This window comes from Acinetobacter sp. YH12069, assembly GCF_013419675.1.
In the GTDB taxonomy this organism is placed as follows: domain Bacteria; phylum Pseudomonadota; class Gammaproteobacteria; order Pseudomonadales; family Moraxellaceae; genus Acinetobacter; species Acinetobacter amyesii.
This window is the reverse complement of record NZ_VOZS01000006.1, coordinates 184371-208994: the sequence shown is the minus strand read 5'-3', so window position 1 is coordinate 208994 and position 24624 is coordinate 184371. Positions and strand designations below refer to the sequence as shown.

The following is a 24624-nucleotide window of genomic DNA, read 5'->3' as shown; positions in this document are numbered from 1 at the left end:
TTCGTCTTTTTCTCTTGCGGGAAATCCATACTGTATAAACTGGCATTGCCGTACACAAGGAAGATGCAGCCAATACGGAACATAGGAAAGTCATTAGAAAATTAATAATAGACATCACACACCCCAAAGAAGAAGAAATTTAAATACAAATCATGTAATCAAAAAATAAAAAAAACGCGCCCAAAGAGAGAGCAATATTCGACTCGAAACCATCACTGAGCAGGCTATATTTAAAAACTTTCAATATATTGTTGATATCATTTATTTTTAATATTTCAGGAATGGTTCGACAGATTTATTTTTATATTTTGGGCAGTATACAACGTCATAAATAAAAAGACGTCACACGTAAATAAAGCAAGAAAAGTACAATATTTAAGCCTTTTCTTGCCCGTTCGCTACAAAGTTAGCGCAACTTCCTAGAGCAAGTAAGTATCAAATCAACTTTTTGACGACTTCGCCTAGGCGTTTACCCAGCTCTTCACACAAGTTACGCTCATCTTGACTCAATGACTGATCATGGCGTGGACCACTGACATGGCTTGCACCATAAGGTGTACCACCCGTTTTGGTATTTGATAATGCCGGATGAGCATTACTTAAACCCATGACCATCATTCCGTGATGAAACAAAGGCGGCAGCATGGTCAGCAAAGTACTTTCCTGTCCCCCATGCATTGAACCTGAACTGGTAAACACACAGGCAGGTTTGCCATGTAATGCGCCATTGAGCCAAAGTGCTGTGGTTTGATCCCAGAAATATTTCATTTCCGACGCCATATTACCAAAACGGGTCGGTGAGCCTAGAGCTAGACCTGAACAATGCGCTAAGTCATCTAAGCTACAGTAAATATCGCCTTCGGCAGGAATACTGGGCTGCACGTCAGTTACCACGGTAGATAAATTTGGAACGGTACGTATTTTTACCGCCATCCCAGAAGCTTCAATCCCATTGGCAATCAAATGTGCCATCTCACGTGTTGAACCATATTTGCTGTAATACAACACCAGTACATAAGCTTGCGTCATTTTTATAAATTCAATGAAAAAAGAAAACTATACGGTATTTTTCCTATTTTTTGGTTAAGCTAAGTGATGAAAATTGCATAAACATGACTAAAATAACTCGAGACTTGAACGAATGATCGAAGCATTTTTAAAAAAACTTCCCTTTTACGACAAGAAATGGTTTCAGTTTGTTTTATTTGTCATTCGACGTTTTGAAGCCGATCGCTGCCGTGAACAAGCTGGATCATTAACCTATACTACCTTGTTTGCAGTGGTACCCATGTTGACCGTATTCTTGGTCATCATCTCCTCAATTAAAGCTTTAGAACCTGCTCGTCAACAGCTTCAACAATTGATTTATAGTAATTTCCTACCGAAAACGACGATTGCTTTCGATAAAGCACTGAATGCCTTCACCGATAAATCCAGTAACTTGACCGTGATAGGTGTGCTGTTTTTATTCATTACCACAGTCATGATGCTGACCAGCATTGAGACAGTATTTAACCGAATTTGGCGGGTGCGTGAGACACGTGGCGGCATTATTGGCTTTATGCGCTATTGGACTATTATCTCATTAGGCCCAATCTTACTGGGTAGCGCATTTGTTGTGTCATCTACCTTGGCCTCTATGAATGTCCTCAGCAATAATTTTGCCGGCTATGAACTGGATGGGGCTTTTCTGCTGTGGATCTTGTCTTTTTCATTGACCATTTTAGGTTTTTTCATTCTGTATTGGACGATTCCCAACCGCAGTGTGCCGATTAAGGCGGCGCTGATCGCGGGTGTCTTTAGTGCCGTGGTATTTGAATTACTCAAAAACCTCTTTGGTTTTGTAATGTCAAATTTCACCAGTTATCAAATCGTTTACGGTGCTTTTGCTGCAGTGCCAATTTTCCTGCTCTGGATATTCCTTTCATGGAATATCGTACTGATTGGGGTAGAAATTAGTTATGCACTGACAGCTTTCAATTCGGGCAACGACCAAAAACGTCATCCTGTGATTATGTTGATGGATTTGCTTGAATTATTTTATAAAAAGCAAAAACTCGGTCAGAGCGTGACAGAAAAAGAAGCGCTTGAGGTCTTAGGGCGTGATGAAATCGGCCGCCTGCCAAGCTATATTTTATTGTTTGAAGAGCAACACCTGATTAAACGCACAGATGATGATCATTATGTTTTAGTTCGCAATTTAACCCAAGTGGACTTTTGGAGTTTTTACAGTAAGCTTCCTTACCCACTCCCTAAACGCCAAGATTTAGGTCGCGTCGATCCAGATGATATTTGGATGGAAAAAATTGGGCCGCAACTGGTCGAATCGGATGATTATCTTGCGGCCAAACTCTCGATTCCGCTTGCGACTATTTTTGAAGAAAAATAAGCGTAAATAAAAAAAGGAGAGCCGTAGAGCTCTCCTTTTTTTATTTATACATGATATTAGATCGCTGTGCGCTGACGTCCCATCAATTTAGCTAACCATCGATGCAAGGTTACCGTCATCACCCCGACCATTACTAAGGCCGTCCCCAAGATAAAGTTCAGTTCAATCGTTTCATTTAAGATCAATACGCCAAAGACCAGACCAAAGATTGGGGTAAGGAATGAAAATACGCCCAGACCATTGGCCAGATATTTACTTAACAGCCAAAACCACAACATGAGGCTGAAAAATGAAATAATGAGCACATGAAAAATCATGCTGCTGATGGACAATACGGTCCAATGTATAGTCATTTGTCCTGTCAGCCACGCCACAGGTAATAAAAACACACAACCACCAACTAACTGATAAAACAAGGTCTGAGTCGGAGGTGCATTAGAGAGTTTGGTGAGTCTTAATGAAATGGTGGTCAAGGCCCACATCACCCCTGCAAGTAATGCCATCGCATCACCCAACAGGGCTTGAGTGTTGACTGTAGTGCTACTTTCACGTCCCATAAACGACAGGACAATACCTGAAAAGGCAATAAAAATACCGACCCACTGGATCGCTGTAAGCTTTTCTTCAGGCAACTTCCAATGTAAACCTAATGCCACGAATATCGGTGCGGTATAGAGCAAGACAACAGTATGTGATGCAGAGGTATAGCGCAGGGATTCTGCCACTAAAATAAATTCGGCTGAAAATAAAAACGCCAACCAAATACCCGGCAGCAAGTATTCGCGTGTATATAAATGTGTTCCCGGCTTGAGACGAATCAGTGGAAAGACCAACAGCGCAGCCAAACCCGATCGAATGGCAATTTGCATGATCGGCGCAATATCAACCGCGGCCAATTTCAAAATGACCTGCTGAATCCCTAAAATCATGCACAAAATAATCATCAGGCCAGAAGCTTTTGCATCTAGCGCCTTACGCTGTTCCACACTATTTACTCGACAATACGATAAGCAACACTATAGAACTGTCAGAAATAAAATATATACTTCAAAATAGACAAGTGATCTTCTTATTCAGGCAAAATTTCTCATGCGTCATAAAGCTCGTGCAGATCATACGCAGTTGCAACAACTTCCCACCAACGATGAAATTCAAGCAGCACTGTGGATCAGTTTTCGTGACGATCCTGCACTGTCTGTTTATCCCGTTCATGGACATGCTTGGGGCGAGTTTGTCTATGCCTTTAATGGCGTAATGGAAGTGAACATCAATCAGATAGACTATATTACCCCACCGCCTTATGGCATTTGGCTTCCCCCACACTTAGAACACAGTGGTTTAAATCGTACCGCGGTTTCACATGGCACCTTATATGTACATGAATCGCTATGTACTCACTTACCGAAACAACCTGGGATTTTACTCAGCTCGCCCTTAGTCACCGCGATCTTCAGCCATTTGCGTCTCTTACACCAACAAGCCGACCTCATGGAAAATACGGCCGAATATCAACGCTTGCTTCATGTGATCTTAGATCAACTGCATCAAGCTAAACTGGTCAGTAGCTATTTACCGCATTCGGAACACCCTGCCCTCAAACAACTGCTTGATTATTTACATCAACATCCTGCGGATCAGAGCGCGCTTGAGCAATTGGCAAAGCGGATAAATATGACGGAACGTACTCTGGCGCGTTATTGTCAAAAAGAACTTGGGATGTCCCTGCATGAATGGCGACAACGTCTCAAAGTCATGAAAGCCATGTCGATGCTCAACGCAGGTCAAACCGTCGAAAATATTGCTTTAGAACTTGGTTATGCCAATGCCTCGGCGTTTATAAATATGTTTAAAAAATGGATGCTTTGCACCCCAGATCAGTTTAGAAAATCTGCCTTAAAGCCCTAAATTTGTTTAAATTTAGCTATAAGGGTCTCTATAAAGTGATTCAACAATCCGCTAAGATCAAAAAATCCACAAAGAATGATAATGACTCCCTTTCGAATGAATAAAAAAACCATTTTAGCGCTGTGTTTATCTGCCGTATTTTTAACGGCTTGTAGTTCCAAAGAACAGCGTGAATTTAATTCTGCACTCAAAACCGCTCAAACGGGCGATGCGACTGCACAAATGAAAGTGGGTGATTTATACCTCAGTGGAACGGGCACAGAACAAAATATCGAACAAAGTGTACATTGGTACAAAGCTGCTGCGGATCAAGGCACTACGGACGCATTCGCATGGTTGATGACTCAAGCCTACCAAGGAAACCCGCATGCAGATCAAGTGATTCGAAAGATGCAGCAAGATGGCAATATTTTCCTTGCACACTGGGTGCTAGACCTTGCAAAAAAGACTCATGATCCTGCTGCTGAATATACCGTTGGGTGGATGTACGACACTGGAAAAGGCTTAATTCAAGATAAGCACCAAGCGCAAATTTGGTATGAAAAAGCTGCCAAACAAAAGAATGTCGAAGCGATCAAAGTCTTGGGAAATCAACACTATTTTTCTGAACATCCTTCGTCTACACCCGACAAAGCAGCTGAATATTTAAGCTATGCCGCAGAACAAGGGCAAGATGCTGACGCGGCGATGAAAATGGCACATTATTATCATTATGATATTCGAGATGGTGAAAAAGCGCGACAATGGTATGCCAAAGCAGGTGCATTGGGAGACACCGGCTCACAGCATATGGCCGACACCTATGAAACATGGAAAGACACTGGTCCTTTACAACCAAATGAGCCACCGCCATCAAGTAGCACTGAATAGATCAATCAAAAAAGGCTGCATTAAGCAGCCTTTTTTGTATTTCTTTCACAGATTATTTGACAAAGGTTGTCCAGACATAGTCCTGATTTTTGCCTTTTAGGGTCATTTTCAACTGCTCACCTGACTGTAGTGCCGCGACACCTGCAGGCGTACCCGTCATGACCACATCACCCGCCTCAAGACTAAACACTTGGCTAATATCGGCCAACAAAGTACCCACATCAAAAATCAGCAAAGCAGTATCACCGTTCTGACGCAATTCATCATTGACATGCAAGGTATAATGCACATCTTTCCAATCTTGAACCACCTCTTGGACATCGACCCAATCCGCAAGGATGCAAGAACCATCATAAGCTTTGGCACGCTCCCAAGGCTGACCTTTTTTCTTTAAATCATCTTGTAGATCACGTAAGGTCAGATCTAGGCCCAAAGTCACAGCTCCAACTGCTTCTAAGGCTTTGAGAGGATCAGTTTCAGCCGATAAAGGACGATCAATACGTAAACTTAATTCGCATTCATAGTGGCAACTGCCCCATACTGGATTCCATGAGATGCCTTGCTCTAATGCGGTTAATGCACTTGGCGGCTTCATAAAAAGCACAGGACGGTCAGGAATTGCATTGCCTAATTCTTTGGCATGATCTGCATAACTACGACCGACGCAAACAATTTTAGATGGACGTGACTGCATACTACTCCCTCTTTTGTTATGAATAGATTGTCTTAGTGCTGAAAAGTATTGCTAAAAATCGCTTGGTCCGCAGTATCTTTAAATGCACTTTTCGGCACAATAATCACGGTTTTATTTTTCAGCTCAAGCATATAGGTCAATTTGCCTTCAGCAAAATTGGCCACTTCAGCATAATGGAAGATATTCTTACGACCATTGGCATGAATTTCTGCATAGTCTTGAAATAAATCAATACCTTGTTCACTTTTTCCTAATTGGTATTTTACAAACTGGCGTTTAAACATCATCGGTAAAAACCAATAACGCATGATACCTTGAAGAAGTAAAAAGAAAGCACCCAGCCCAACATAGTAGGCACCGACACCATTTACACCTAAGTAAAAACCCCAGATGATAATCCCAAGGCTAATGGCTGGCGTTAAAAAACGCGTAAATTGCTTTTTGCCAAAAGTAGCTAGTGCAAAACCATCCTGTGATTCTTCTAGATTTAAAAAATAGCGCAGCGATAATGCAGGTAGATTTTCAGACATAAGCGTATGAATATTTAAAAATGAATTGCGCTAAATACTACACCACAATTCAAATTTGCTTCATGGTTTTTAATGGTCGGTTGTAACACTTCACTACTTCCCTTCCCTCTAGAAATACGTTAAAAACAGCAACAAATAAAAGATTGCATACGCAGGATGTGACATGCAGATAACAAAAATAATCATGGTACTGGTGTTTCTGAGTGGACTGAGCATATCGACCAGTTGGGCCAAATTCGTTCAATGGCAACCCTAGATTCCTAGTAGTTTGGACTTGTTTAATGGCAATGCCAAAGCCTTGGCAAATCTTGCCGGTGATCACATCGTGATTTTTGCACATCCCTCACAGCAGATTAGTCTGCCCACGATGAAAGCAGGCCAAAAAGTCGTTGGTAAATTTCAAAGTGCCGCCGTGGTTGTCCCAACCAACAGCAAAAATGTCGCCAGATTACTCAGTAATTATCCAAACTATGCCGGCTTATTTCCCACACTAAAATCTGCTGAGGTTTTGCAACAGCAAGGTTCAGCCAGCCAAGTTGAATATCGCATACACATCCCGACGCCGATTCCAGTTTTAAACTTTAAAGAAACCGTGGTGATGCAGCACCAAATTGATCACAACAGTATTAATAGTTTGGTTCTGCAAGCACCGGTGCCCTTTGGTGCAGGGAAAATTGAATGGTTTGAGATTGACGCACAACACACCTTGATTAGTGTGACCCAATGGGGCGATTTAAATCAGCCCAAAGGTTTTTTGTTTAGCAAAATATTAAATGCCTTACCCGATGCCAAATTAGGGATTCCTGCGGGAACCAATGGTTTTTTACTCGAATCATTACAGCGCCGATTTAAAGCCTTTAGCAGTGAAACTCTCGCTGCAAATCAATTGCCTGAACTCAAATTAAATGCCTCTCAACTCGACAAAATCACCCAATTAAGTCAAAGCTCAAAAGAACCTGTGTCCTTTATTTTGACAGCGCAGCGCGTTCCCTTTGGGCAAAATTATGAATTGATGCGCTTTAGCACCAGTTTTCAATATTATGCACAAGAGCCTTCGAGCTTACAGCGCTGGATTAATGTGTCTTCGTTCAAGCACTTATTTCCAAGACAAGTCAAACACATGCAAGTGCAGAAAATTAATCCGCACCTGATGGATGCCGACTATAAAATTTCGGTGGGTTTAGGTGTGATCAATATTCCCTTTGATTTTAAGATGCGTTTTAACTATCCCGACTTACTGCAAAATCAATACACCGCAACAGGTGGGGACTTAAAGTTTGTCCGAGGTGCAATGCATATTCGCCCCTTACAACAAGGGTCGTTATTACAATTGACCAGTGCGGTGAAGATTGATGACAAAGCACCGTTTTTACTTCGTGCTATGCGCAGTATGCCGTATCACGACATGTTACCGGCTTTAGGCGGAAATACGGTCTTTGCACTCAAAGTTAAACAGAAGTTAAGTTAGAACCTTGAGTGATGAGCTGAATTTATTGTTTTTAGCTATATTTCAGACACAAAAAAACCGCAACATGTGCGGTTTTTTCAATCTTGATCAAGTTGGTGCGCTCAGAGAGATTCGAACTCCCGACCCCTTAGTTCGTAGCCAAGTGCTCTATCCAGCTGAGCTATGAGCGCGACGTCTTGATGAGGCTCATTATACGTGATTTTTATTTTTTGTTAAGAGCTTTTTCATATAAATTCAACCAAACGCACAGCAAATAAACAATTGCACTTTAAACACACCAAAAATCAGCCAGATTTACTTTTTTAAGGGCTTTTACATCACAAGTTTGGAATCTAAAGTTAGCTTTACTCACATATAAATGCTCAAGATAGATAACAAGTATATCGCCATCATTGAATCACGGCTTTAAATGAGTCAACTTTTCCTTGCCTTAGATTTAAAAAAATTGCATTACTATGAATATCTGAAAAAAGGGTTATCTATAGAAGATAAGCAAAATTGAAATTTACTGATGGGTAGTTTTATGAAATAGAACGCTTAATAGAATCCAAACAAAAGACAGCTATATCAAAGCGATAAATCACAAGCACAAAAAAACCGCAACATGTGCGGTAATTTGTTCAAGTTGGTGCGCTCAGAGAGATTCGAACTCCCGACCCCTTAGTTCGTAGCCAAGTGCTCTATCCAGCTGAGCTATGAGCGCGTAACTTGTGTCGTCTTAAAAGACTACGTTTTCAGATTTACTTATTGGTGCGCTCAGAGAGATTCGAACTCCCGACCCCTTAGTTCGTAGCCAAGTGCTCTATCCAGCTGAGCTATGAGCGCGACATAAGTAAATCGTGGCGGTGAGAGAGGGATTCGAACCCTCGATACAGTTGCCCGTATGCATCCTTAGCAGGGATGTGGTTTCAGCCACTCACCCATCTCACCGTAACGTGCCGCCATAATACAAAGATCATGATACGACTGCAAGCACAGTCGTTATATTTTTTTCATTTTTTTACTCAATTAGATATTTTTTAAACGATTTTCAAAAAATTAGTGCAAAATTAGTTCAGCACGCACTGCTGTCCCCTACTTTTCAGCTTTAAACATTATAAAATATCGGCATAAAACACTTTATTGCAATCAATTGCGTGCAGTATCTGCTTGCATGACTTATGCTAATCCTAATCTTCTGATTTGAAGCCAAATACATATGAAAAACTGGGTCGACCCTGAAGCAAAAGCTGAAGCCGAACGTTATGACAATCCAATTCCAAGCCGTACTCTGATTCAAGAGACGATTGAACAACTGAAAACTGCAATGTCGCATGCCGATCTTGTAGAACATTTTGAAATTGCCGATCAAAAAAGTATTGATGCACTGAGTCATCGTCTGATTGCGATGGTTCGAGATGGTCAGTTGATGAAAGATGGATTTAAGTTCCAGCTTGCAGCTGAGCAACCGACTCATGAAGCAACGGTTTATATCAACTCAAAAGGTTTAGGCACAGCCAATATTAGCGGTGAAGATGACCTTTTACTTCCTGAACGTGAGTTACGTCAGGTGTTTAATGGTGACCGTGTTAAAGTCCGCCAAACATCGGTAGACCGTAAAGGCAAGGCATGGGGCTTTATTACTGAAGTTCTACAGCATCGTGTCAAAGAAATTATTGGTAAAGTGTCTGAATATGAAGGTGAATATTTTATTCAGCCGGCAAATCCTAATGCACACCAACCGATTACTTTAGAAAAAGAATTAATCGAGCATGCCAAAGTCAAACTCGGCGACTCTGTGCGTATTGCGATTGACAGCTACCCAACCAAAGAAGAATTTGCGACAGGTCATATTGTTCAGTCGATGGCAGATAAAGCAGACACTGAAATTATTATTCCACAAACCATTTTAGAATTTGGTTTACCTTACGAATTCCCTGAAGCGGTACAACAAGAAGCCAACAGCTTTAAAGAGCCATCAGAACAAGATCGTGAAGATCGTGTCGACTTACGTGATTTAGCGCTTGTCACCATTGATGGTGAAGATGCCCGCGACTTCGATGATGCCGTGTATGCGGAAAAACGTCCGGGTGGTGGTTATCGTGTTGTGGTGGCAATTGCCGATGTCAGCCATTATGTACGTCCGGGTAAACCGCTCGATGACGAAGCTCAAGAGCGCGGTACATCGGTGTACTTCCCTCATTTTGTATTGCCGATGTTGCCTGAGGCGCTGTCGAATGGTTTATGTTCTTTGAACCCACACCTAGACCGTTTATGTATGGTCTGTGATTTAAACTTATCTCGCGCGGGTCGTGTTACTAAGTTTGAATTCTATCCGGGTGTGATGCATTCCAAAGCTCGTTTGACCTATACTCAAGTGGCCGAATATTTTGAGGGTAATAGTCAAGCCATTCCTGAAGACCGTGATGTACGTAAATCGGTCAATACCTTATTCCAATTGTATCAAGTGTTGAAAGGCTTACGTGCTGAACGCCACGCGATGGAATTTGAAACCGTTGAAACTTATATGACCTTTGATGAGCTAGGCGGTATTAACGAAATCCTACCGCGTAGCCGTAATGATGCACACAAACTGATTGAAGAATGTATGTTGCTGGCAAACGTCGCAGCGGCAGAATATGCATTAAAAAATGAAATTCCTATGCTGTACCGTGTGCATGAACCACCTGAATTCTCACGTATTCAAAAGGTTCGTGATTTTGTGAAGTTATTGGGCCTGCCATTCCCTGAACAGCCGACTCAAGCTGACTATCAAGCCGTGATTGATGCCACCAAAGACCGTATTGATGCTCCAAGCATTCATGCCGTTTTACTCCGTTCAATGATGCAAGCTTATTATGGCGCGAACAATGCAGGTCACTTTGGCTTGGCTTATGAAGCGTATACGCATTTCACATCTCCAATCCGTCGTTATCCAGACTTGTTACTTCACCGTGCCATCAAAGCACAATTAAAGAAAAAACCTTACCCAATTTCTGGCGCTTCGCTGGATGATGCTGGTGAACACTTCTCTGCGACTGAGCGCCGTGCAGATGAAGCATCACGTTCTGTTACTACATGGTTGAAGTGCCATTACATGCAGCAACATTTGGGTGAAGAGTTTGTCGGTACCATCAGTGCAACTGCTGAATTTGGCCTGTTTGTAACGCTCAAAGACTTATATGTTGATGGCATGATCCACGTCAGCCAATTGGGTGATGACTTCTTCGTCTATGACCAACCGAGTCAGAGCTTAATTGGTCAATCTCGCGGTCAAGTTTTCAGTCTCGGCGATGAAGTAAAAATTAAAGTCGCTGGTGTAAATCTAGAAGAGCGCAAAATCGACTTTGAATTGATTCAACAATTGAGCCATGCAGGTCGCGCTATTCGCGCACGTGCCCCTCGTGTTGCAAAACCTACAGCCAAAGAAGAAGTCTTTTCAGAACGTAAAACCAACGCTGCTGAAGATGGAGAACAGCCCATACGACGCAAAAAGTCGAAATCTAAGCCCAGTTCATTCGGTAAAAAGCCTGCTAAAAAATCTGCAAGCAAATCTGAAGCGAAGGCTAAAGATAAAGTGAAGAAAAAATCTAAACCGAAAAAGAAAAAATCCAATGCAAAATCATCTGCGGATTAAGGTTTAAATCAAGAGCGCTTCGGCGCTCTTTTTTGATTCTTAAGATCAGTGAAGACTTCGCGCCCTCTGCAGAAGATGAATAATTCCTGATTTAGTCTTGATTTAACCCGCAACAAACCCTACATCTATAAATAACTCAGGATTTATATGAAGTAGAAAATATGACTTTAGAAAAGGCAACTTTGCCCGTTCCTCAATTTGATCAAATTACCTTAGATCAACTCAAAGAAAAAATTCAAAATGCGATTCAACACGGTCAACAATTTCTAAATGAACTGACGGTTGTTCCAGATTCGGTACAAAAACAACTAAATACGTTAGAACAGGTTGATGACCTTGAAAATAATATGAGTGAAGCTTGGGGCGTGCTGTCGCATCTGAACGCCGTGATGAATAATGCTGAAACTCGAGAGCTCTACCAATCTTTACTACCCAGCCTGAGTGAGTACTATACACAGCTAGGTCAACATACAGTGTTGTATCAAACGTATCAGCATGTACATGACAACAGTGTATTTGACACGCTTCCTGCAGCACAGCAAAGCGCGATTAAACTTGCGTTACGAGATTTTAAACTTTCAGGCGTTGCCTTAGAAGGTGAAGCGAAAAAACGCTATGCAGAAATCTCTGCACGACTTTCACAGTTATCATCAGACTTTTCCAATCACGTATTGGATGCCACCCAAGCCTACTTCAAACCTTTAACTGAAGCGCAGCTCAAAGGACTACCTCAAGGCAGTATTGAACTTCTGAAACAATATGGTCAGCAACGCGAACTCGAACAGGCTGTAGCCACACTCGACTTCCCGTCTTATATTGCCATTATGACCTATGCAGAAGACCGCGAAGTGCGTGAAGCGCTCTATAAAGCCTATACCACACGTGCTTCTGATCAGGCAGACTCTGCTGAATTTGATAATACAGCGGTCATGGAAGAAATCTTGAAGCTACGTCAGGAAATGGCAAGCCTGCTTGGTTTTAACAACTACGCCGAATTGTCCTTGGCAAGCAAAATGGCACCCGATGTAGCAACTGTAGATCAGTTCCTGATTGAATTGGCAGAACATGCGCGTGACCCAGCAGAGAAAGAAATCGCTGAACTGAAAGCCATTGCAGCGCAAGACGGTATCACTGAGTTACAACCGTGGGATGCCACTTTCTATTCAGAAAAACTCAAAGTTCAACAGTTTAATTTGTCACAAGAAGACCTGAAGCCCTATTTCCCTGCACCTAAAATTATTCAAGGCTTGTTCAGCATTGTAAATCGTCTCTATGGCATCAATGTAATCGAGCGTGAAGCGCCTGTTTGGCATCCTGATGCACGTTATTTTGAACTTGAAGATCAAGGCAGCGTGATTGGCGGTTTTTACTTTGACCTGTATGCACGAAGCGGTAAACGTGGCGGCGCATGGATGAGCGGCTTCCGTTCACGCATGCAAACTGAAAATGGTCTGCAAAAACCAATTTGCTACATGGTCTGCAATTTTACCCCACCTGTCGGTGAGCAAGCTGCTTTACTTACCCATGATGAAGTAACGACGTTGTTCCACGAATTTGGTCATGGCTTACATCACATGCTCACTGAAGTCGATAATATTGCTGTGGCTGGTACACATGGCGTGGCGTGGGATGCAGTAGAGCTACCAAGTCAATTCATGGAATTTTGGACTTGGGATCAAGAAAGTTTAGATTTACTCAGTGAACATATCGAATCAAAACAAACTTTACCAGCCGATCTGCTAAAAGCACTGCAAGATGCACGTTTCTTCCAGTCTGGGATGCAAACTTTACGTCAAATTGAATTTGCCATGTTTGACTTAAATATCCATAAAGCCAACCCTGCTTTGGACGCTGCAGGCATCCAACAAACCTTAGATGATATTCGTCAAAAATATGCAGTTGCACCCACTACTTCGTACAACCGTTTCCAACATGGTTTCAGTCATATCTTTGCAGGTGGTTACGCTGCTGGTTATTATTCATACAAATGGGCAGAGGTTTTGGCAAGTGATGCCTTCGACCGATTCGAAAATGAAGGAATTTTTAATACTTCGACTGGCAAGTCGTTTAGACAATTTATTCTAGCAGTTGGCGGAAAAGATACGGCACTTGACGCATTTATCAATTTCCGCGGACGCGAGCCAAAAATAGATGCTTTGCTGCGTCATCAAGGTTGGACGAACGCATCTAAAAACGCTTAAACTAGGGACCTTAGTTAGATTCAAGGTAAGTATGATGACCATTAAACGACGCTTCATTGCAGGTGCAAAATGTCCAAAATGCCAAGCGATGGACCGGGTTGTCATGCTGACCTCTGGCGAAGACGAATGGATCGAATGCATTGATTGTGGTTACAGTGAAAATCGACCGACTCATGTCGATCAACCTAAACAACCTGCCGTGCCAGACGATATCGGTGTGATCCAATTTAAGCCACGTCAGCCTAAATAAAAATTAAGGTCAAGCAATGACAGAAGATCAAAGACATAATCCAAAATTGTTAGTTGGAATCATTGGAGGCTTAACGTTATTGATTGCTATCTTTTTTGCATATCAATGGTTAAGCAGCGGTACAGCAGATAAATCTGCACTTCAAGAAGAACTGGTCGCTGCACCGGCTAAACCGCCTGTTGCAACCCCTGTCCAATCTGAGACTGAAGCATCAGTCCCTACCGCAGAGACTGAAACCATTAAATTGGTCGAAGAAGACATTTTAGATGCAGCTGTGCCTGAAAATGCCTCTTTAGCCAAAGAGGAAATTGCCAAATTAGATGACATTCAACAACAATTGAATGATCAGGAGCAAAGTTTAAAACAGCAGCATTCAGATGCAGATGAGCTGATTAAACTAAAAGAAGAACAAATTAAATTACTCGAAGCACAGTTAGCACAACAAGCAAAATAACCGACTTCTGCTACACCATGCGTACTTATAGGCTAGAATATCATCAGATATTCTAGCTTTTTTGTTATGTCCACTACTACACCACCACAAAATATCCCCAAAGCAATTGGCTTTCTCATGCTGTCAGCGCTGCTTTTTTCCATCATGGGGGTTTGTATACGCTACGCCTCCCATACAGTAGATAATGCCACCATCGTATTTTTTCGCAATGCGGTTGGCTTATTCATCTTTCTCCCTTTGATCCTACAAAAAGGCAGCACGTTTTTTCGAACTGAAAAACTGTGGATGCATACCTGGCGTTCAATCGTAGGCTTGGTGGCAATGTATGGCTTTTTTTATGCCATCGCACACTTAAAACTCTCCAATGCCATGGTCTTCACCTATTCCTCGCCGATCTTCATCCCATTAATTGCATGGTTATTTTTAAAAGAAAAAATAACCCTGAGTATGCTCATTGCCGCCGTCATTGGTTTAATCGGCGTGCTCTTCGTCGCAAAGCCCGATGCAGGAATGTTCAATCAGTTATCACTCATCGGACTAACCGCAAGCTTCTTGGCAGCCATGGCATTTGTCACTGTCCGTGCCCTTACTGCAACTGAACCACCTGAACGCATCGTGTTTTATTTCTGCTTTATTGGCACGCTCATATCGATGATCCCGATGCTCTGGCTCTGGCGTCCTTATAGTTTAAAGGAGTTAGCTTTTCTGATTACAGCGGGACTTTTGGCCAATATCAGTCAAATTTTTATGTCCAATGCTTATAAGCTTGCACCCGCAGGTCAAATTGGTCCCGTAAACTATATAGCGATTATTTTTGCCGGTATTTGGGGCTTTACACTGTGGCAAGAATTGCCAGATATTTACAGCCTATTCGGCTTTGCTTTTATATTTTTAGCGATTTTGCTATGTAGTCCGTTCCTACAAAATAAGTTTAAAAAGTCATAAAGATCTCATTCATTTACCATCAAATGCGAAGTATCTTACTCAATAAAAAAAGCACCCGAAGGTGCTTTTTTAATGGCTTACCACTAACTTATTGGTACCAACCAAACAGTTTCAGAATATAAGGAGCATAAGTCACGATCACCAAAGCTGGGAACAATACAAGGATCGGTAAAATCCAACGTTCATAGCGATAATAGAAATTGGTGTATTGGGCTTTTGCTTCTGCATCCGCTGCCCGCACCTCTTCATCCCCGACGGAGAGTCGTGTCAATAAGTGATTCAGCGCTACAGGTGGCGAAACATAACCGAGCTCAAAGGCAACCAAAACGATCATCCAGAAGTGAATCGGATGGATACCATTTTCGTAGGCTACTGGTGCAATCGTTGCTGCAACCAAAATCACTGCCCCGAATGGATCTGTCGTCATACCAATAATCGCCAATAACAATGCGATAAAGGCTAACGAAATATAGATATTGCCCAAATGCGTTGGTAATAATTCAATGATTTCTGTCCGTTCAATCAAACCGCCGACACTTGCCGACAAGGCCATTAAGATAATCAAAGCCCCAATGTGTCCAACCGTTTCTGAAGAGGCAAACCAAATTGAACTACCAAAACCACGACGGTTAGCCCCATGTCCACCATGTTCACGCATGAACTCAGAACTTTGCTCATGTTGTAAGCTGAGTTGTTCATGTGCATCTACAGTTTGCGAAGTAAAACGATCTGCAAACCAACGGTCAAACATAATGTAAACAATCAGAATAATCGGTAGAACCACAGGTGCGGTGAATTCATCCATTTGTGTATCTAAACCGTACTTGTAGAAAGCAATCACAAGCAAGGTCAGTACGATATACGGAATCACAGGAATGAACGCTTTGAGCATGCCCGGAATAGCCACTTTCGGCGATGCCACACGGAAACGTGTTTCTGCCAAGAATAGTGAAATACCCAAGAACAAGAATGCCGTGAGCCAGAACACATAGATACCGTGATCAAATAGTTCATCTGACGTGACATGGCGGCTATCAAGCATCGAGATCAGGATAATCAATAGACATGGACGGATGACCACACCTAAGGAACCTGACATTGCAGATACAGCGAGTGCGAACTGACGACGAGAGCCAGAGTTCCACACTTCTTTATAAATAATTGCACCGGCTGCTACAACGAAGATCCCGGAAGCGCCGGTATAAGCAGTTGGAATAGCCGCGGCAATCAGAATTAACCACGTCAAAGTCTCAGGTGCTAAGTTCCATGGACGTAAAATCCCCAAGAACAAATCCATCACGCGCGTTTGGGTCAATAACATCCCGGCCCAAATAAACAGTGCAAGGTTCAGGAAAATCCCAGAGAATTCGACCAATTGTCCGAGGTAAATCCCCTGACCCATTGGGTAGTCCATAAAGAAGGTAAACGCCACACCCGTAATAATCGCCATAAAGGCATACAACGGTACACTTAATAGCGCAAAACCAATATTCCCCGGACCCGGCTCTTTCGCAGCAGGTGGTTTAAAGAACTGATAAATACTGATGAGGGTGACAATACCAAACAGGGCTAGCCACAACCAATATACAGCCAATGTCTCCGTGGTCGATTTCACCCCAGAATTTAGGACTGAATTAAACTGACTATATACCGAGAAGGTTAATAGGCCATTACCAATCGCCATGAATAAAGCATAGACTTTATAATCCAAGCGTGTTGTTGGCGCACGTAGACCAATATGATGGAACTTCACTGAAGCAGTAATGGCAGACACCAAGACCATCAGTAAAAGAATCAATACGCGGTTTTCAGAACCAAATTTAAAGATGCCAAAGAATGTCGTTTCAATCGCACGATAAGTACGAATACTTGGATGCTCATCTAAATAAGCTTTTGCTTTGTCATAAAATTGGAATTTTTCTTCACATTGCTGTACACCTGCCATGACCGATGCACGTACATCGGATTCAGATGCTGTACCAAAAATGTCAGCAAATTCGTCGGCCGCATTGGCTTTCATTTGCGTTTGCACCATTTTTTCTACATCTGGGTGGCGGTCACAATCTGGCTTGGTCGGTTCTGCACGTAAAAATGAATACTGCATCCCAATGCTTTCATTACCATACAAACGCTCACCAGTACGCAGAAGCTGACCATGAATCATCTCCCCTGTACCGATAATTAGTGTAAGCAGAAGCAAGATCAATACGACTAGAGACGAAATCCATTCTGTCCAGACATAACGTAACAGACCAACGATGCTGGATCTGTTTTGTGCATCATTTTGCATGAGTCTTCCTATTTTTATTTTGGAGCCTAGCTGGACTAAGCATCCTCTTCCTTATCGGTTCGAGAAGTTCCTTTCCCTGACCTAACTGTTTTATTATTACGTTTAAATTTGCATCAATATTCAAAACATTAAAATGACAATATGTATTTTCTTTTCGGTTTTTTTTGTCAACCCAATCACCTAAAGTGAGCTAACGATCCCAGAAATAATTGCCAACAAGATAGAACAAGGCGATGATAATGCCCCAAATCACCCCCAATAAATGTGCTTCGACTAAAATGGGGCTTCCAATTAATTCAGCCGTTCCCGTATTGCCCACGGTATTTTCCCACACCAATTTTGCCAAAATCAGCAACAATACAAAGGCTGCAAAATTTCGCTCCCGTCGATACATCAAATGCACACAAGCGACCGCGACATAGGCACCATGTAAGACACCAGATAATCCGGCATAGGCTTCAATATCGGGTAAGAAAAAATAGAAACTTAGACTGATTAAAGGAGATAAAATCAATAAAATGGCAACAAAATGCCATGTCGAAACTCGTGGGAAAATAAACGGTAAGCAAATAAAGGCCAATATATTTAAAACAAAATGAATCCAACCGACGTGAACCCAATGTGCGGTCCATAAGCGCCAAAAATCATGAAATAAGTCATCTTGCCAATAGATAAAATAATCTTTAAATACCTGTAGCGAGGCACAGATCGAAACGAATACGGCAAGAAAGACAATTTTCGGTATTAAAAATTGTAGTTTCATTTTCGCTCCTCCTGTACCTCACTTTTAAACGCTATTGCAAAGATTAATTTGCAGTTGTGCCACTGGTTTCAATATCACCACTAAACAAATCATCGAGTTCAGAACTATTGGCACTTTCATCCCAGAAATGTTCCATACCATCATCAGCCGTACGAACGCCTGTATGTTCAGTCCAATAACGATCTGAAATCCCTTTCACCATGCTTTCAGCCATACTATCGATGAGTTTAAATTGTGGGTTAACAGGTTTTTCATCACTACGCGCTTGTGCAAAGGTACGTAAGGCATCACGGATTTTCGCATCATCGCCACTGGCCTGTGCAGCAACGGCATATAACGCATGAGATAGTCTCACGCCTTTTTGCTCACCAATTTGCGTAGATTGTTTCAATGTTTGGTATGGATCAGGTTTTCCATCACCTGCACCCGGCAATAACGTCCAGATCACAGCGCGGGTTGCATTTGGTGCGCCCCAGAATTTTTCATTATTCAGACATACCATACCGCGTTCAACAATCGCAGCAATGTCTTTTGGAACGTTTACCGCCCCACCTGAGTTAATATCATTGGTCATGGCCTGTAAGCCACTTAACATTCCCAACATATACACTGTTTGGTCAATGTCGCTGTTCATTTTTGGACAGCCTTCACCTAGACTTTTCTTATACTTCTTTTCAAAACGATCTTGAAATAATTGATAGCCGGTATATTGACGCTGTGCAGCAAGTGCCGCCCAACGCTTTTGCTCAACACGAGCATCCTGTGCTTCGGATACTTGGTTGGCTTTAGATGCACGTAAATAGCGTAACTCTGCATCCAAGGCTTTTTGTTCTGCACAAATCCCTGCTGCTGAATACATCAACACAGCCACACGTGTTGGGTCTGCGCCCATATCTTTGGTGGCCATAATGGCTGGAGTTAATGAATTACCTGAATTACACACCATTTCAGCATCTTCCATGGCTAAAATTGGTGGCACAATATGTTTTTCTGTAAATCCGAGTGCAACATTAGCACCGGTTTTTACAACCTGCGAACAACCCGCGAATAATGTACTTGTTATTGCTACAACTGCCACACCCTGGCATATTTTTTGGACGCTCGACATTTTCCTGTCCTCTATAATTGTGTTTATGTCCATCACGACAAACATATCAGAAGCAAAAAATGAATAAAAGAGTATTTGCTCTAATTTGAACGACACACTGTGCCATGAATCACGCTGAATGCAATTGACTGATTTTTTACAAAGACTAAATTTTAGGCAAAAAAAAAGTAGCATAGCGACGGTTCGGCACATGCTACTTATTAACTGTGAAAGCGTTTGACTGCTTATTTTTGAGTTAACTGTTCCTTCAGCACTGTTCCTAGTCGTCCTATAACAATTGCTAACACAATCGCTATTACCAGAAACATCCAAGTTGGCATCATTATGATGATTTCCTTTAACGGCTGTTGGTAAGGCTAATATATAGGCAGAGAATCACCGCACAGCTTAAAATTGTCAGACAATTTAAATATTTTGCCAATAAAATCCAATCCTGTCAGACAAGATTATTTTACCTGCAATATAAGATAATGAAATATTTTCATTTTATAGAATTTTAAAAATACAGGCTGTCTAACAATTAGATCATTTTGGCCAATACTTTGAGTGATTTCCACTGTTTCAATGACAATTGATCGCGCCAAATAATCACCGGTTTTGCACGCGCATGCATAAAATACACCACGATATACATTTGATGATCCAAAATATGGCTAATTTGAACGCGTTGCACCGGGCGGTTCAGTCGTTGCAAAGACCAATCAGTTCCATCCAAATAATCTAGACTGGTGACGTGTAAATGCTTACGGAAAAACAGAACATAAACCACTAGCCCGATGAGGAAAAATATCCCCCAAAGCATGGGTGTTAGTAACTGATAAAGCAGCGTCATCAATACCGCAAAAATAAAAAACTGAAACGCATGCGATAAAAAACTGCGTTTCAGTTTGAATTGCCGATTATCCATGAACGTAATGTTTTAATTTTTGAATAAACGTTTTTAATTCAGGACGTGGCGGTTCACTAACTTCCATAAACCAATCCAACAAATCTGGATCTTCTGCAGCAACGAGTTCTGCAAACATGTCTTTTTCAGCTGCATCGGCTTGTAAATAGTAATTTTTGACGTAGGGATCAAAATAAACATCAATCTCTTTTAAACCACGACGTGCACGGTAGATCACTTTACGCTCTTCTAAGCTGATTTCATCAGTCATTGTCTTCCCCAATCGTTGAACCCGTCTAGTGTAACTCATCCACCCCATTGAAGTGGAGTGTTTTCACAGATTGACCGAATGCTTCATCGCATTTCCTGCTTTTGAATGTTCTGCACATTGAAGTCACACGCTGCATCTTATAAGTTGAGACAAAGCCATAAAAATGAATAGGATATTCAAAATGCAATCTGGAGCGATTCGCCCACTCAATAACATGCTGCCACGTCAATTATTTAATGCAGAACATGATGCATTTCGTGAAACAGTACGAAAATTTTATGAAAAAGAAGTTGTGCCCAATATCGAAAAATATGAAAAACAACAACATGTTGACCGTGACTTATGGAATAAAGCCGGTGCCATGGGCTTGCTTTGCCCGACCATGCCCGAAGCTTATGGCGGCTATGGTGTAGACCGACTCTATAGCATGATTCTGATTGAAGAGCAGGCCTATGCTATGGACTCCTCTACCGGCTTTTCACTGCACTCCGACATTGTGGCCAATTACATTCATAACTTTGGCAATGAAGAACAAAAGTTGCATTGGCTGCCGAAAATGGCATCTGGCGAAACCGTGACTGCCATTGCAATGACCGAACCGGGCACAGGTTCAGACCTACAAGCCGTACGCACAACCGCTACAGAAGATGGTGATGACTATATTATTAATGGGTCAAAAATCTTTATCACCAATGGCTATTTATGTGACATGGCAATTGTGGTCTGCAAGACAGGTAATAGTGAAAAAGGTTCAGCCAATTTATCGCTAATTATCGTCGAAGCAGATCGCGTCGGTTTTAGTAAAGGCAAACCTTTAAACAAAATTGGCATGAAAGGTCAGGATACCTGTGAACTGTTTTTTGATAATGTCCGCGTCCCTAAAAGCAACTTACTCGGCATGCAAGGTATGGGCTTTATGATGCTGATGAAGGAATTGGCTTGGGAGCGCATGTTGGTTGCGATTATTTGCCAAGCAGGTGCAGAAGCAGTCTTTGCGCACACTGTTCAATACACCAAAGAACGTAAGGCATTTGGCAAGACCGTATCAAGTTTCCAAAACACCCGTTTTAAATTGGCAGAACTACGTACTGAAATCGATTTTTGTCGAGCTTATCTAGATCGCTGTATGGAACTACAACTTGAGGAACAGCTCGGTATTGACGCTGCAGCCGCTGCTAAATACAAAATTTCAGAAATGTTTTCCAAAGTCGTGGATGAATGTCTGCAGTTGTATGGTGGCTATGGCTATATGCTTGAATATCCAATTGCTCGCGCTTATATCGACAATCGTGCCAACCGTATCTATGCCGGAACCAATGAAATTATGAAAGAGCTCATTTCCCGATCTTTATAACAACAAAGCCCATCATCAGATGGGCTTTTTACATTCTTTCGATATCAACTTAAATCATTCACAAAATCACAGATCAGTGCAGTGACCAAAGCAGGTTGCTCTTTGTGCGGCATGTGATGAAGCCCTTCCAAAATCTCTAGCTCGGTATCGCCTTGTATACCCGAAAAAAGTTTCTGAGCTTGTGCTGTCGTCCCATATTCATCCAGTTCTCCATGTATGACCAAGCTTGGACACTGTACTTTTCCAACATAATGCTCGAGGTTCCATTGACGAAAACTCGGTGAGAGCCAAGTTTCAGTCCAAGCATTTAAAACCCATTGGGCTTTATCCCCATGATATTTAGCCAAGCGTTCAAGCTGTCCCTGCTGCGCAAACCCTGTTTTAGCTTCACGTATACCCGATAATGTGAGTTCTTCTACTTCATACTGTGCTGATATGGTAATCAGACCTCGACATTGTTCAGTATATTCACTGGCAATGACCACAGACATTCCTCCGCCAACACTATGCCCCATCACGATAAACTGTTGAATAGAATAATGTTGAAGTAACGCCTTAAAGCCCTGCTGTGCTTCGGTATAGACAAAATCAGTACTTAATGCATCAGGATTTGCTGATGATTTCCCGAAGCCCAAGCGATCATACGCTATTACCGTTCTGCTAGACTCAGCAGCCAATTGCGCAGGAAAATCACGCCACAAATCCACACTGCCTAGAGAATCATGCATCAATATAATCGGAGCCAAAGTTGCATCATTATCTGCTGTTTCAGGCTGCCAAGCTTTAATATATAGCTCATAATCATTTAATTTTATAAATTCTGAATGTTGTTGAATATTCACATTAACCCTGTGTACATTTCCTTGTTTTCAACATCATATATTTTTCAACAAATAAAGCGCATCAAATAAAACCCTAAAGTCACATATCTAAAGCAAAAAAAGGAGCATGATGCTCCTTTTTTATGTAACTGACTTAAGAAACTAATCTGGGTTTAGCCGCCACTTGATCAGACTTTTTTTCAAATTTCAGCACTCCATCTTCAAATGAAGCATGCTTTAATTCTTTACGATCTGCCAAATAGTTATTGCTGACTTTCCACGGTGCATGTTTACCCTGTTTTGGCATCACATCTGCTGCACGTGCAATATAGCCTGAGGTCAAACTGCCCATTACGGTATCTTCTAACAACTCGGTCGCATCGCCTTGTGGAATCACTTGGTTATAACCATTTTGATCCATATAGTTAATCAATTTACAGATGTATTCAGAAGCAATATCGACTTTTAAAGTCCATGAAGCATTAATATAGCCAATAATCATCGCCATATTGGGTACATCACTGACCATAACACCACGATATAACATATGTTTTGAGGTATTCAGTGGCTGTCCATCGAGTGTGGCACTAATGCCGCCTAAAATTTGAATGTTGAGACCTGTAGCAGAAATTACTACATCTGCATCAAGATGTTTACCTGATTTCAATTGAATGCCATTTTCAGTAAAACTTTCAATTTGATCGGTTTCAACAGATGCACGGCCATCGCGTAAAATTTTAAACAAATCACCATCTGGCACCACACAAAGGCGCTGATCCCAAGGATTGTAATCTGGGGTAAAGTGCTTCATATCCACTTTACCTTTCAACTGCAACTCAATTGATTTTAATAAAAATTTACGGAGTAATTTAGGTTGCTTTTGTGCAACAGCATAAACAGCCCGTTGGACACCGATATTTCGTGCACGGGTCAGTTTATAAGCAACATCTTCAGGCAATACTTTACGCATCTTGTCATAAATGATGTCAATAGAAGGTACTGAGGCAATATAGGTTGGAGAACGCTGTAGCATGGTCACATGCCCTGCACCGCCTTTTGCCATAGCTGGTACCAATGTAATCGCTGTTGCTCCACTGCCAATAATCACCACTTTTTTGCCTGCATAATTAAAATTTTCAGGCCAATGTTGTGGATGAATGAAGGTACCTTTAAAGTTTTCCTGCCCTTTAAACTCAGGTTGGAACCCTTGGTCATAATTATAATAACCCGTACAGCCAAAGACGAAATTTGCAACCCAGGTTTGTTGTTTCTTCTTCGCATCTTCAATAACAACAGACCATTTACGAGTTTGTGAATCGTAGTTCGCACTCACAACACGGTGCAGAAAATGAATTTTTTCTTTAATCTTATATTCGTCAATTACTTCAGAAAGATAGCCTTTGATCGAAGGCCCGTCTGCAAGCACACTAGATTTTTTCCACGGCTTAAAATTAAAGCCAAAAGTTGACATGTCCGAATCAGACCGAATACCCGGATATTTAAAAAGGTCCCATGTACCACCAAAACTTTCACGACGTTCAATAATTTCAAATGAACGATTAGGACAATTTTTTGAAAGATGAGCAGCCAAACCTACACCGGAGATCCCTGCACCTATAATGAGAATATCAACTTGTTTTTCCATGTTGTTCTTTTAACCTATCTTAGATTTATATTTATTAAATCACATTTTTGACAATGCACAATGTCAAGTTTAAGCAAAAGGCGATTTATTTTTATCTTTTAAGGACAAATTGAATTATTGTCTAACAATATACAGCCAACACAAAATTGCAGGCATTAAAAAAG

21 protein-coding genes and 4 tRNA genes are annotated in these 24624 nt (G+C 41.6%); 10 read left to right on the top strand and 15 right to left on the bottom strand.

Going from position 1 to position 24624, the window contains the following annotated elements; genetic code table 11:
• Window positions 1-435 precede the first annotated feature (435 nt).
• Window positions 436-1029, bottom strand: coding sequence for an NAD(P)H:quinone oxidoreductase (wrbA, locus tag FTU16_RS06085; RefSeq protein ID WP_180010538.1), 594 nt, complete (start codon window positions 1027-1029; stop codon window positions 436-438).
• Window positions 1030-1141: 112 nt separating this feature from the next.
• Between wrbA and FTU16_RS06080 the strand changes: the two genes are divergently transcribed.
• Entirely contained in the window at window positions 1142-2389 is a 1248-nt protein-coding gene (locus FTU16_RS06080; RefSeq protein WP_180162900.1) for a YihY family inner membrane protein, read from the top strand.
• 56 nt (window positions 2390-2445) lie between these two features.
• Here FTU16_RS06080 and FTU16_RS06075 read toward each other — a convergent pair whose 3' ends face one another.
• The gene (locus FTU16_RS06075) at window positions 2446-3375 is read right to left on the bottom strand and encodes a DMT family transporter (protein WP_180162899.1); all 930 of its coding nucleotides are present in this window, start codon (window positions 3373-3375) and stop codon (window positions 2446-2448) included.
• A 103-nt stretch (window positions 3376-3478) separates the two neighbouring features.
• On the opposite strand from FTU16_RS06075, the gene FTU16_RS06070 reads away from it, so the two are divergent.
• Both FTU16_RS06070 and FTU16_RS06065 read left to right on the top strand, forming a co-directional pair.
• Complete coding sequence (locus tag FTU16_RS06070) at window positions 3479-4294, top strand: helix-turn-helix domain-containing protein (RefSeq protein WP_180162898.1); 816 nt, start codon at window positions 3479-3481, stop codon at window positions 4292-4294.
• Between the two features lie 96 nt (window positions 4295-4390).
• Window positions 4391-5164 carry a tetratricopeptide repeat protein gene (locus FTU16_RS06065; protein WP_180110375.1) on the top strand — a complete coding sequence of 258 codons (774 nt, stop codon included), beginning with the start codon at window positions 4391-4393 and terminating at the stop codon, window positions 5162-5164.
• A gap of 52 nt (window positions 5165-5216) precedes the next feature.
• Here FTU16_RS06065 and FTU16_RS06060 read toward each other — a convergent pair whose 3' ends face one another.
• Together FTU16_RS06060 and FTU16_RS06055 are read right to left on the bottom strand one after the other, a co-directional pair.
• Window positions 5217-5858 (bottom strand): fumarylacetoacetate hydrolase family protein, encoded by a 642-nt coding sequence (locus FTU16_RS06060; protein ID WP_180110376.1) that lies wholly within the window; start codon window positions 5856-5858, stop codon window positions 5217-5219.
• A gap of 32 nt (window positions 5859-5890) precedes the next feature.
• Complete coding sequence (locus FTU16_RS06055; RefSeq protein ID WP_180008423.1) at window positions 5891-6388, bottom strand: YcxB family protein; 498 nt, start codon at window positions 6386-6388, stop codon at window positions 5891-5893.
• A gap of 256 nt (window positions 6389-6644) precedes the next feature.
• On the opposite strand from FTU16_RS06055, the gene FTU16_RS06050 reads away from it, so the two are divergent.
• Window positions 6645-7856, top strand: a complete 1212-nt coding sequence (locus FTU16_RS06050; RefSeq protein WP_373683892.1) for an SRPBCC family protein — start codon at window positions 6645-6647, stop codon at window positions 7854-7856.
• Between the two features lie 93 nt (window positions 7857-7949).
• Here FTU16_RS06050 and FTU16_RS06045 read toward each other — a convergent pair.
• The 4 genes from FTU16_RS06045 to FTU16_RS06030 all read right to left on the bottom strand — a co-directional run bounded on the left by FTU16_RS06045 (window position 7950) and on the right by FTU16_RS06030 (window position 8786).
• A tRNA-Arg gene (locus FTU16_RS06045) sits at window positions 7950-8026 on the bottom strand.
• A 456-nt stretch (window positions 8027-8482) separates the two neighbouring features.
• Window positions 8483-8559 (bottom strand) — tRNA-Arg (locus FTU16_RS06040).
• A gap of 45 nt (window positions 8560-8604) precedes the next feature.
• A tRNA-Arg gene (locus FTU16_RS06035) sits at window positions 8605-8681 on the bottom strand.
• A 15-nt stretch (window positions 8682-8696) separates the two neighbouring features.
• A tRNA-Ser gene (locus FTU16_RS06030) sits at window positions 8697-8786 on the bottom strand.
• Window positions 8787-9054: 268 nt separating this feature from the next.
• Between FTU16_RS06030 and rnr the strand changes: the two genes are divergently transcribed.
• The 5 genes from rnr (at window position 9055) to FTU16_RS06005 (ending at window position 15322) form a co-directional block, all read left to right on the top strand.
• Window positions 9055-11472 (top strand): ribonuclease R, encoded by a 2418-nt coding sequence (gene rnr, locus FTU16_RS06025; RefSeq protein WP_180162897.1) that lies wholly within the window; start codon window positions 9055-9057, stop codon window positions 11470-11472.
• A gap of 161 nt (window positions 11473-11633) precedes the next feature.
• Window positions 11634-13673 carry a M3 family metallopeptidase gene (locus FTU16_RS06020; RefSeq protein ID WP_180162896.1) on the top strand — a complete coding sequence of 680 codons (2040 nt, stop codon included), beginning with the start codon at window positions 11634-11636 and terminating at the stop codon, window positions 13671-13673.
• 40 nt (window positions 13674-13713) lie between these two features.
• The gene (locus tag FTU16_RS06015; RefSeq protein WP_180162911.1) at window positions 13714-13923 is read left to right on the top strand and encodes a YheV family putative zinc ribbon protein; all 210 of its coding nucleotides are present in this window, start codon (window positions 13714-13716) and stop codon (window positions 13921-13923) included.
• A 16-nt stretch (window positions 13924-13939) separates the two neighbouring features.
• Window positions 13940-14377 (top strand): hypothetical protein, encoded by a 438-nt coding sequence (locus FTU16_RS06010; protein ID WP_180162895.1) that lies wholly within the window; start codon window positions 13940-13942, stop codon window positions 14375-14377.
• Window positions 14378-14443: 66 nt separating this feature from the next.
• Window positions 14444-15322, top strand: coding sequence for a DMT family transporter (locus FTU16_RS06005; RefSeq protein WP_180055989.1), 879 nt, complete (start codon window positions 14444-14446; stop codon window positions 15320-15322).
• A gap of 88 nt (window positions 15323-15410) precedes the next feature.
• Here the strand turns inward: FTU16_RS06005 and FTU16_RS06000 are convergent, their stop codons facing one another.
• From FTU16_RS06000 to FTU16_RS05980, 5 genes are all read right to left on the bottom strand, one after another.
• The gene (locus tag FTU16_RS06000) at window positions 15411-17612 is read right to left on the bottom strand and encodes a TRAP transporter large permease subunit (RefSeq protein ID WP_180162894.1); all 2202 of its coding nucleotides are present in this window, start codon (window positions 17610-17612) and stop codon (window positions 15411-15413) included.
• A 190-nt stretch (window positions 17613-17802) separates the two neighbouring features.
• Complete coding sequence (gene rrtA, locus FTU16_RS05995) at window positions 17803-18375, bottom strand: rhombosortase (RefSeq protein ID WP_168379122.1); 573 nt, start codon at window positions 18373-18375, stop codon at window positions 17803-17805.
• 43 nt (window positions 18376-18418) lie between these two features.
• Window positions 18419-19483 carry a hypothetical protein gene (locus tag FTU16_RS05990; RefSeq protein ID WP_180162893.1) on the bottom strand — a complete coding sequence of 355 codons (1065 nt, stop codon included), beginning with the start codon at window positions 19481-19483 and terminating at the stop codon, window positions 18419-18421.
• Window positions 19484-20003: 520 nt separating this feature from the next.
• The gene (locus FTU16_RS05985) at window positions 20004-20390 is read right to left on the bottom strand and encodes a hypothetical protein (protein ID WP_078189263.1); all 387 of its coding nucleotides are present in this window, start codon (window positions 20388-20390) and stop codon (window positions 20004-20006) included.
• On the bottom strand, window positions 20383-20640 hold the full coding sequence (locus tag FTU16_RS05980; RefSeq protein ID WP_078189264.1) for a succinate dehydrogenase assembly factor 2: 258 nt from the start codon (window positions 20638-20640) through the stop codon (window positions 20383-20385). The genes FTU16_RS05985 and FTU16_RS05980 overlap by 8 nt, the downstream gene beginning before the upstream one ends.
• Before the next feature lie 181 nt (window positions 20641-20821).
• Between FTU16_RS05980 and FTU16_RS05975 the strand changes: the two genes are divergently transcribed.
• On the top strand, window positions 20822-21994 hold the full coding sequence (locus FTU16_RS05975) for an acyl-CoA dehydrogenase family protein (RefSeq protein ID WP_180092978.1): 1173 nt from the start codon (window positions 20822-20824) through the stop codon (window positions 21992-21994).
• A gap of 44 nt (window positions 21995-22038) precedes the next feature.
• On the opposite strand, the gene FTU16_RS05970 is transcribed toward FTU16_RS05975, so the two are convergent.
• Entirely contained in the window at window positions 22039-22836 is a 798-nt protein-coding gene (locus tag FTU16_RS05970; protein ID WP_373683890.1) for an alpha/beta fold hydrolase, read from the bottom strand.
• 133 nt (window positions 22837-22969) lie between these two features.
• Complete coding sequence (locus tag FTU16_RS05965) at window positions 22970-24460, bottom strand: NAD(P)/FAD-dependent oxidoreductase (protein WP_180162892.1); 1491 nt, start codon at window positions 24458-24460, stop codon at window positions 22970-22972.
• Window positions 24461-24624: the final 164 nt, after the last annotated feature.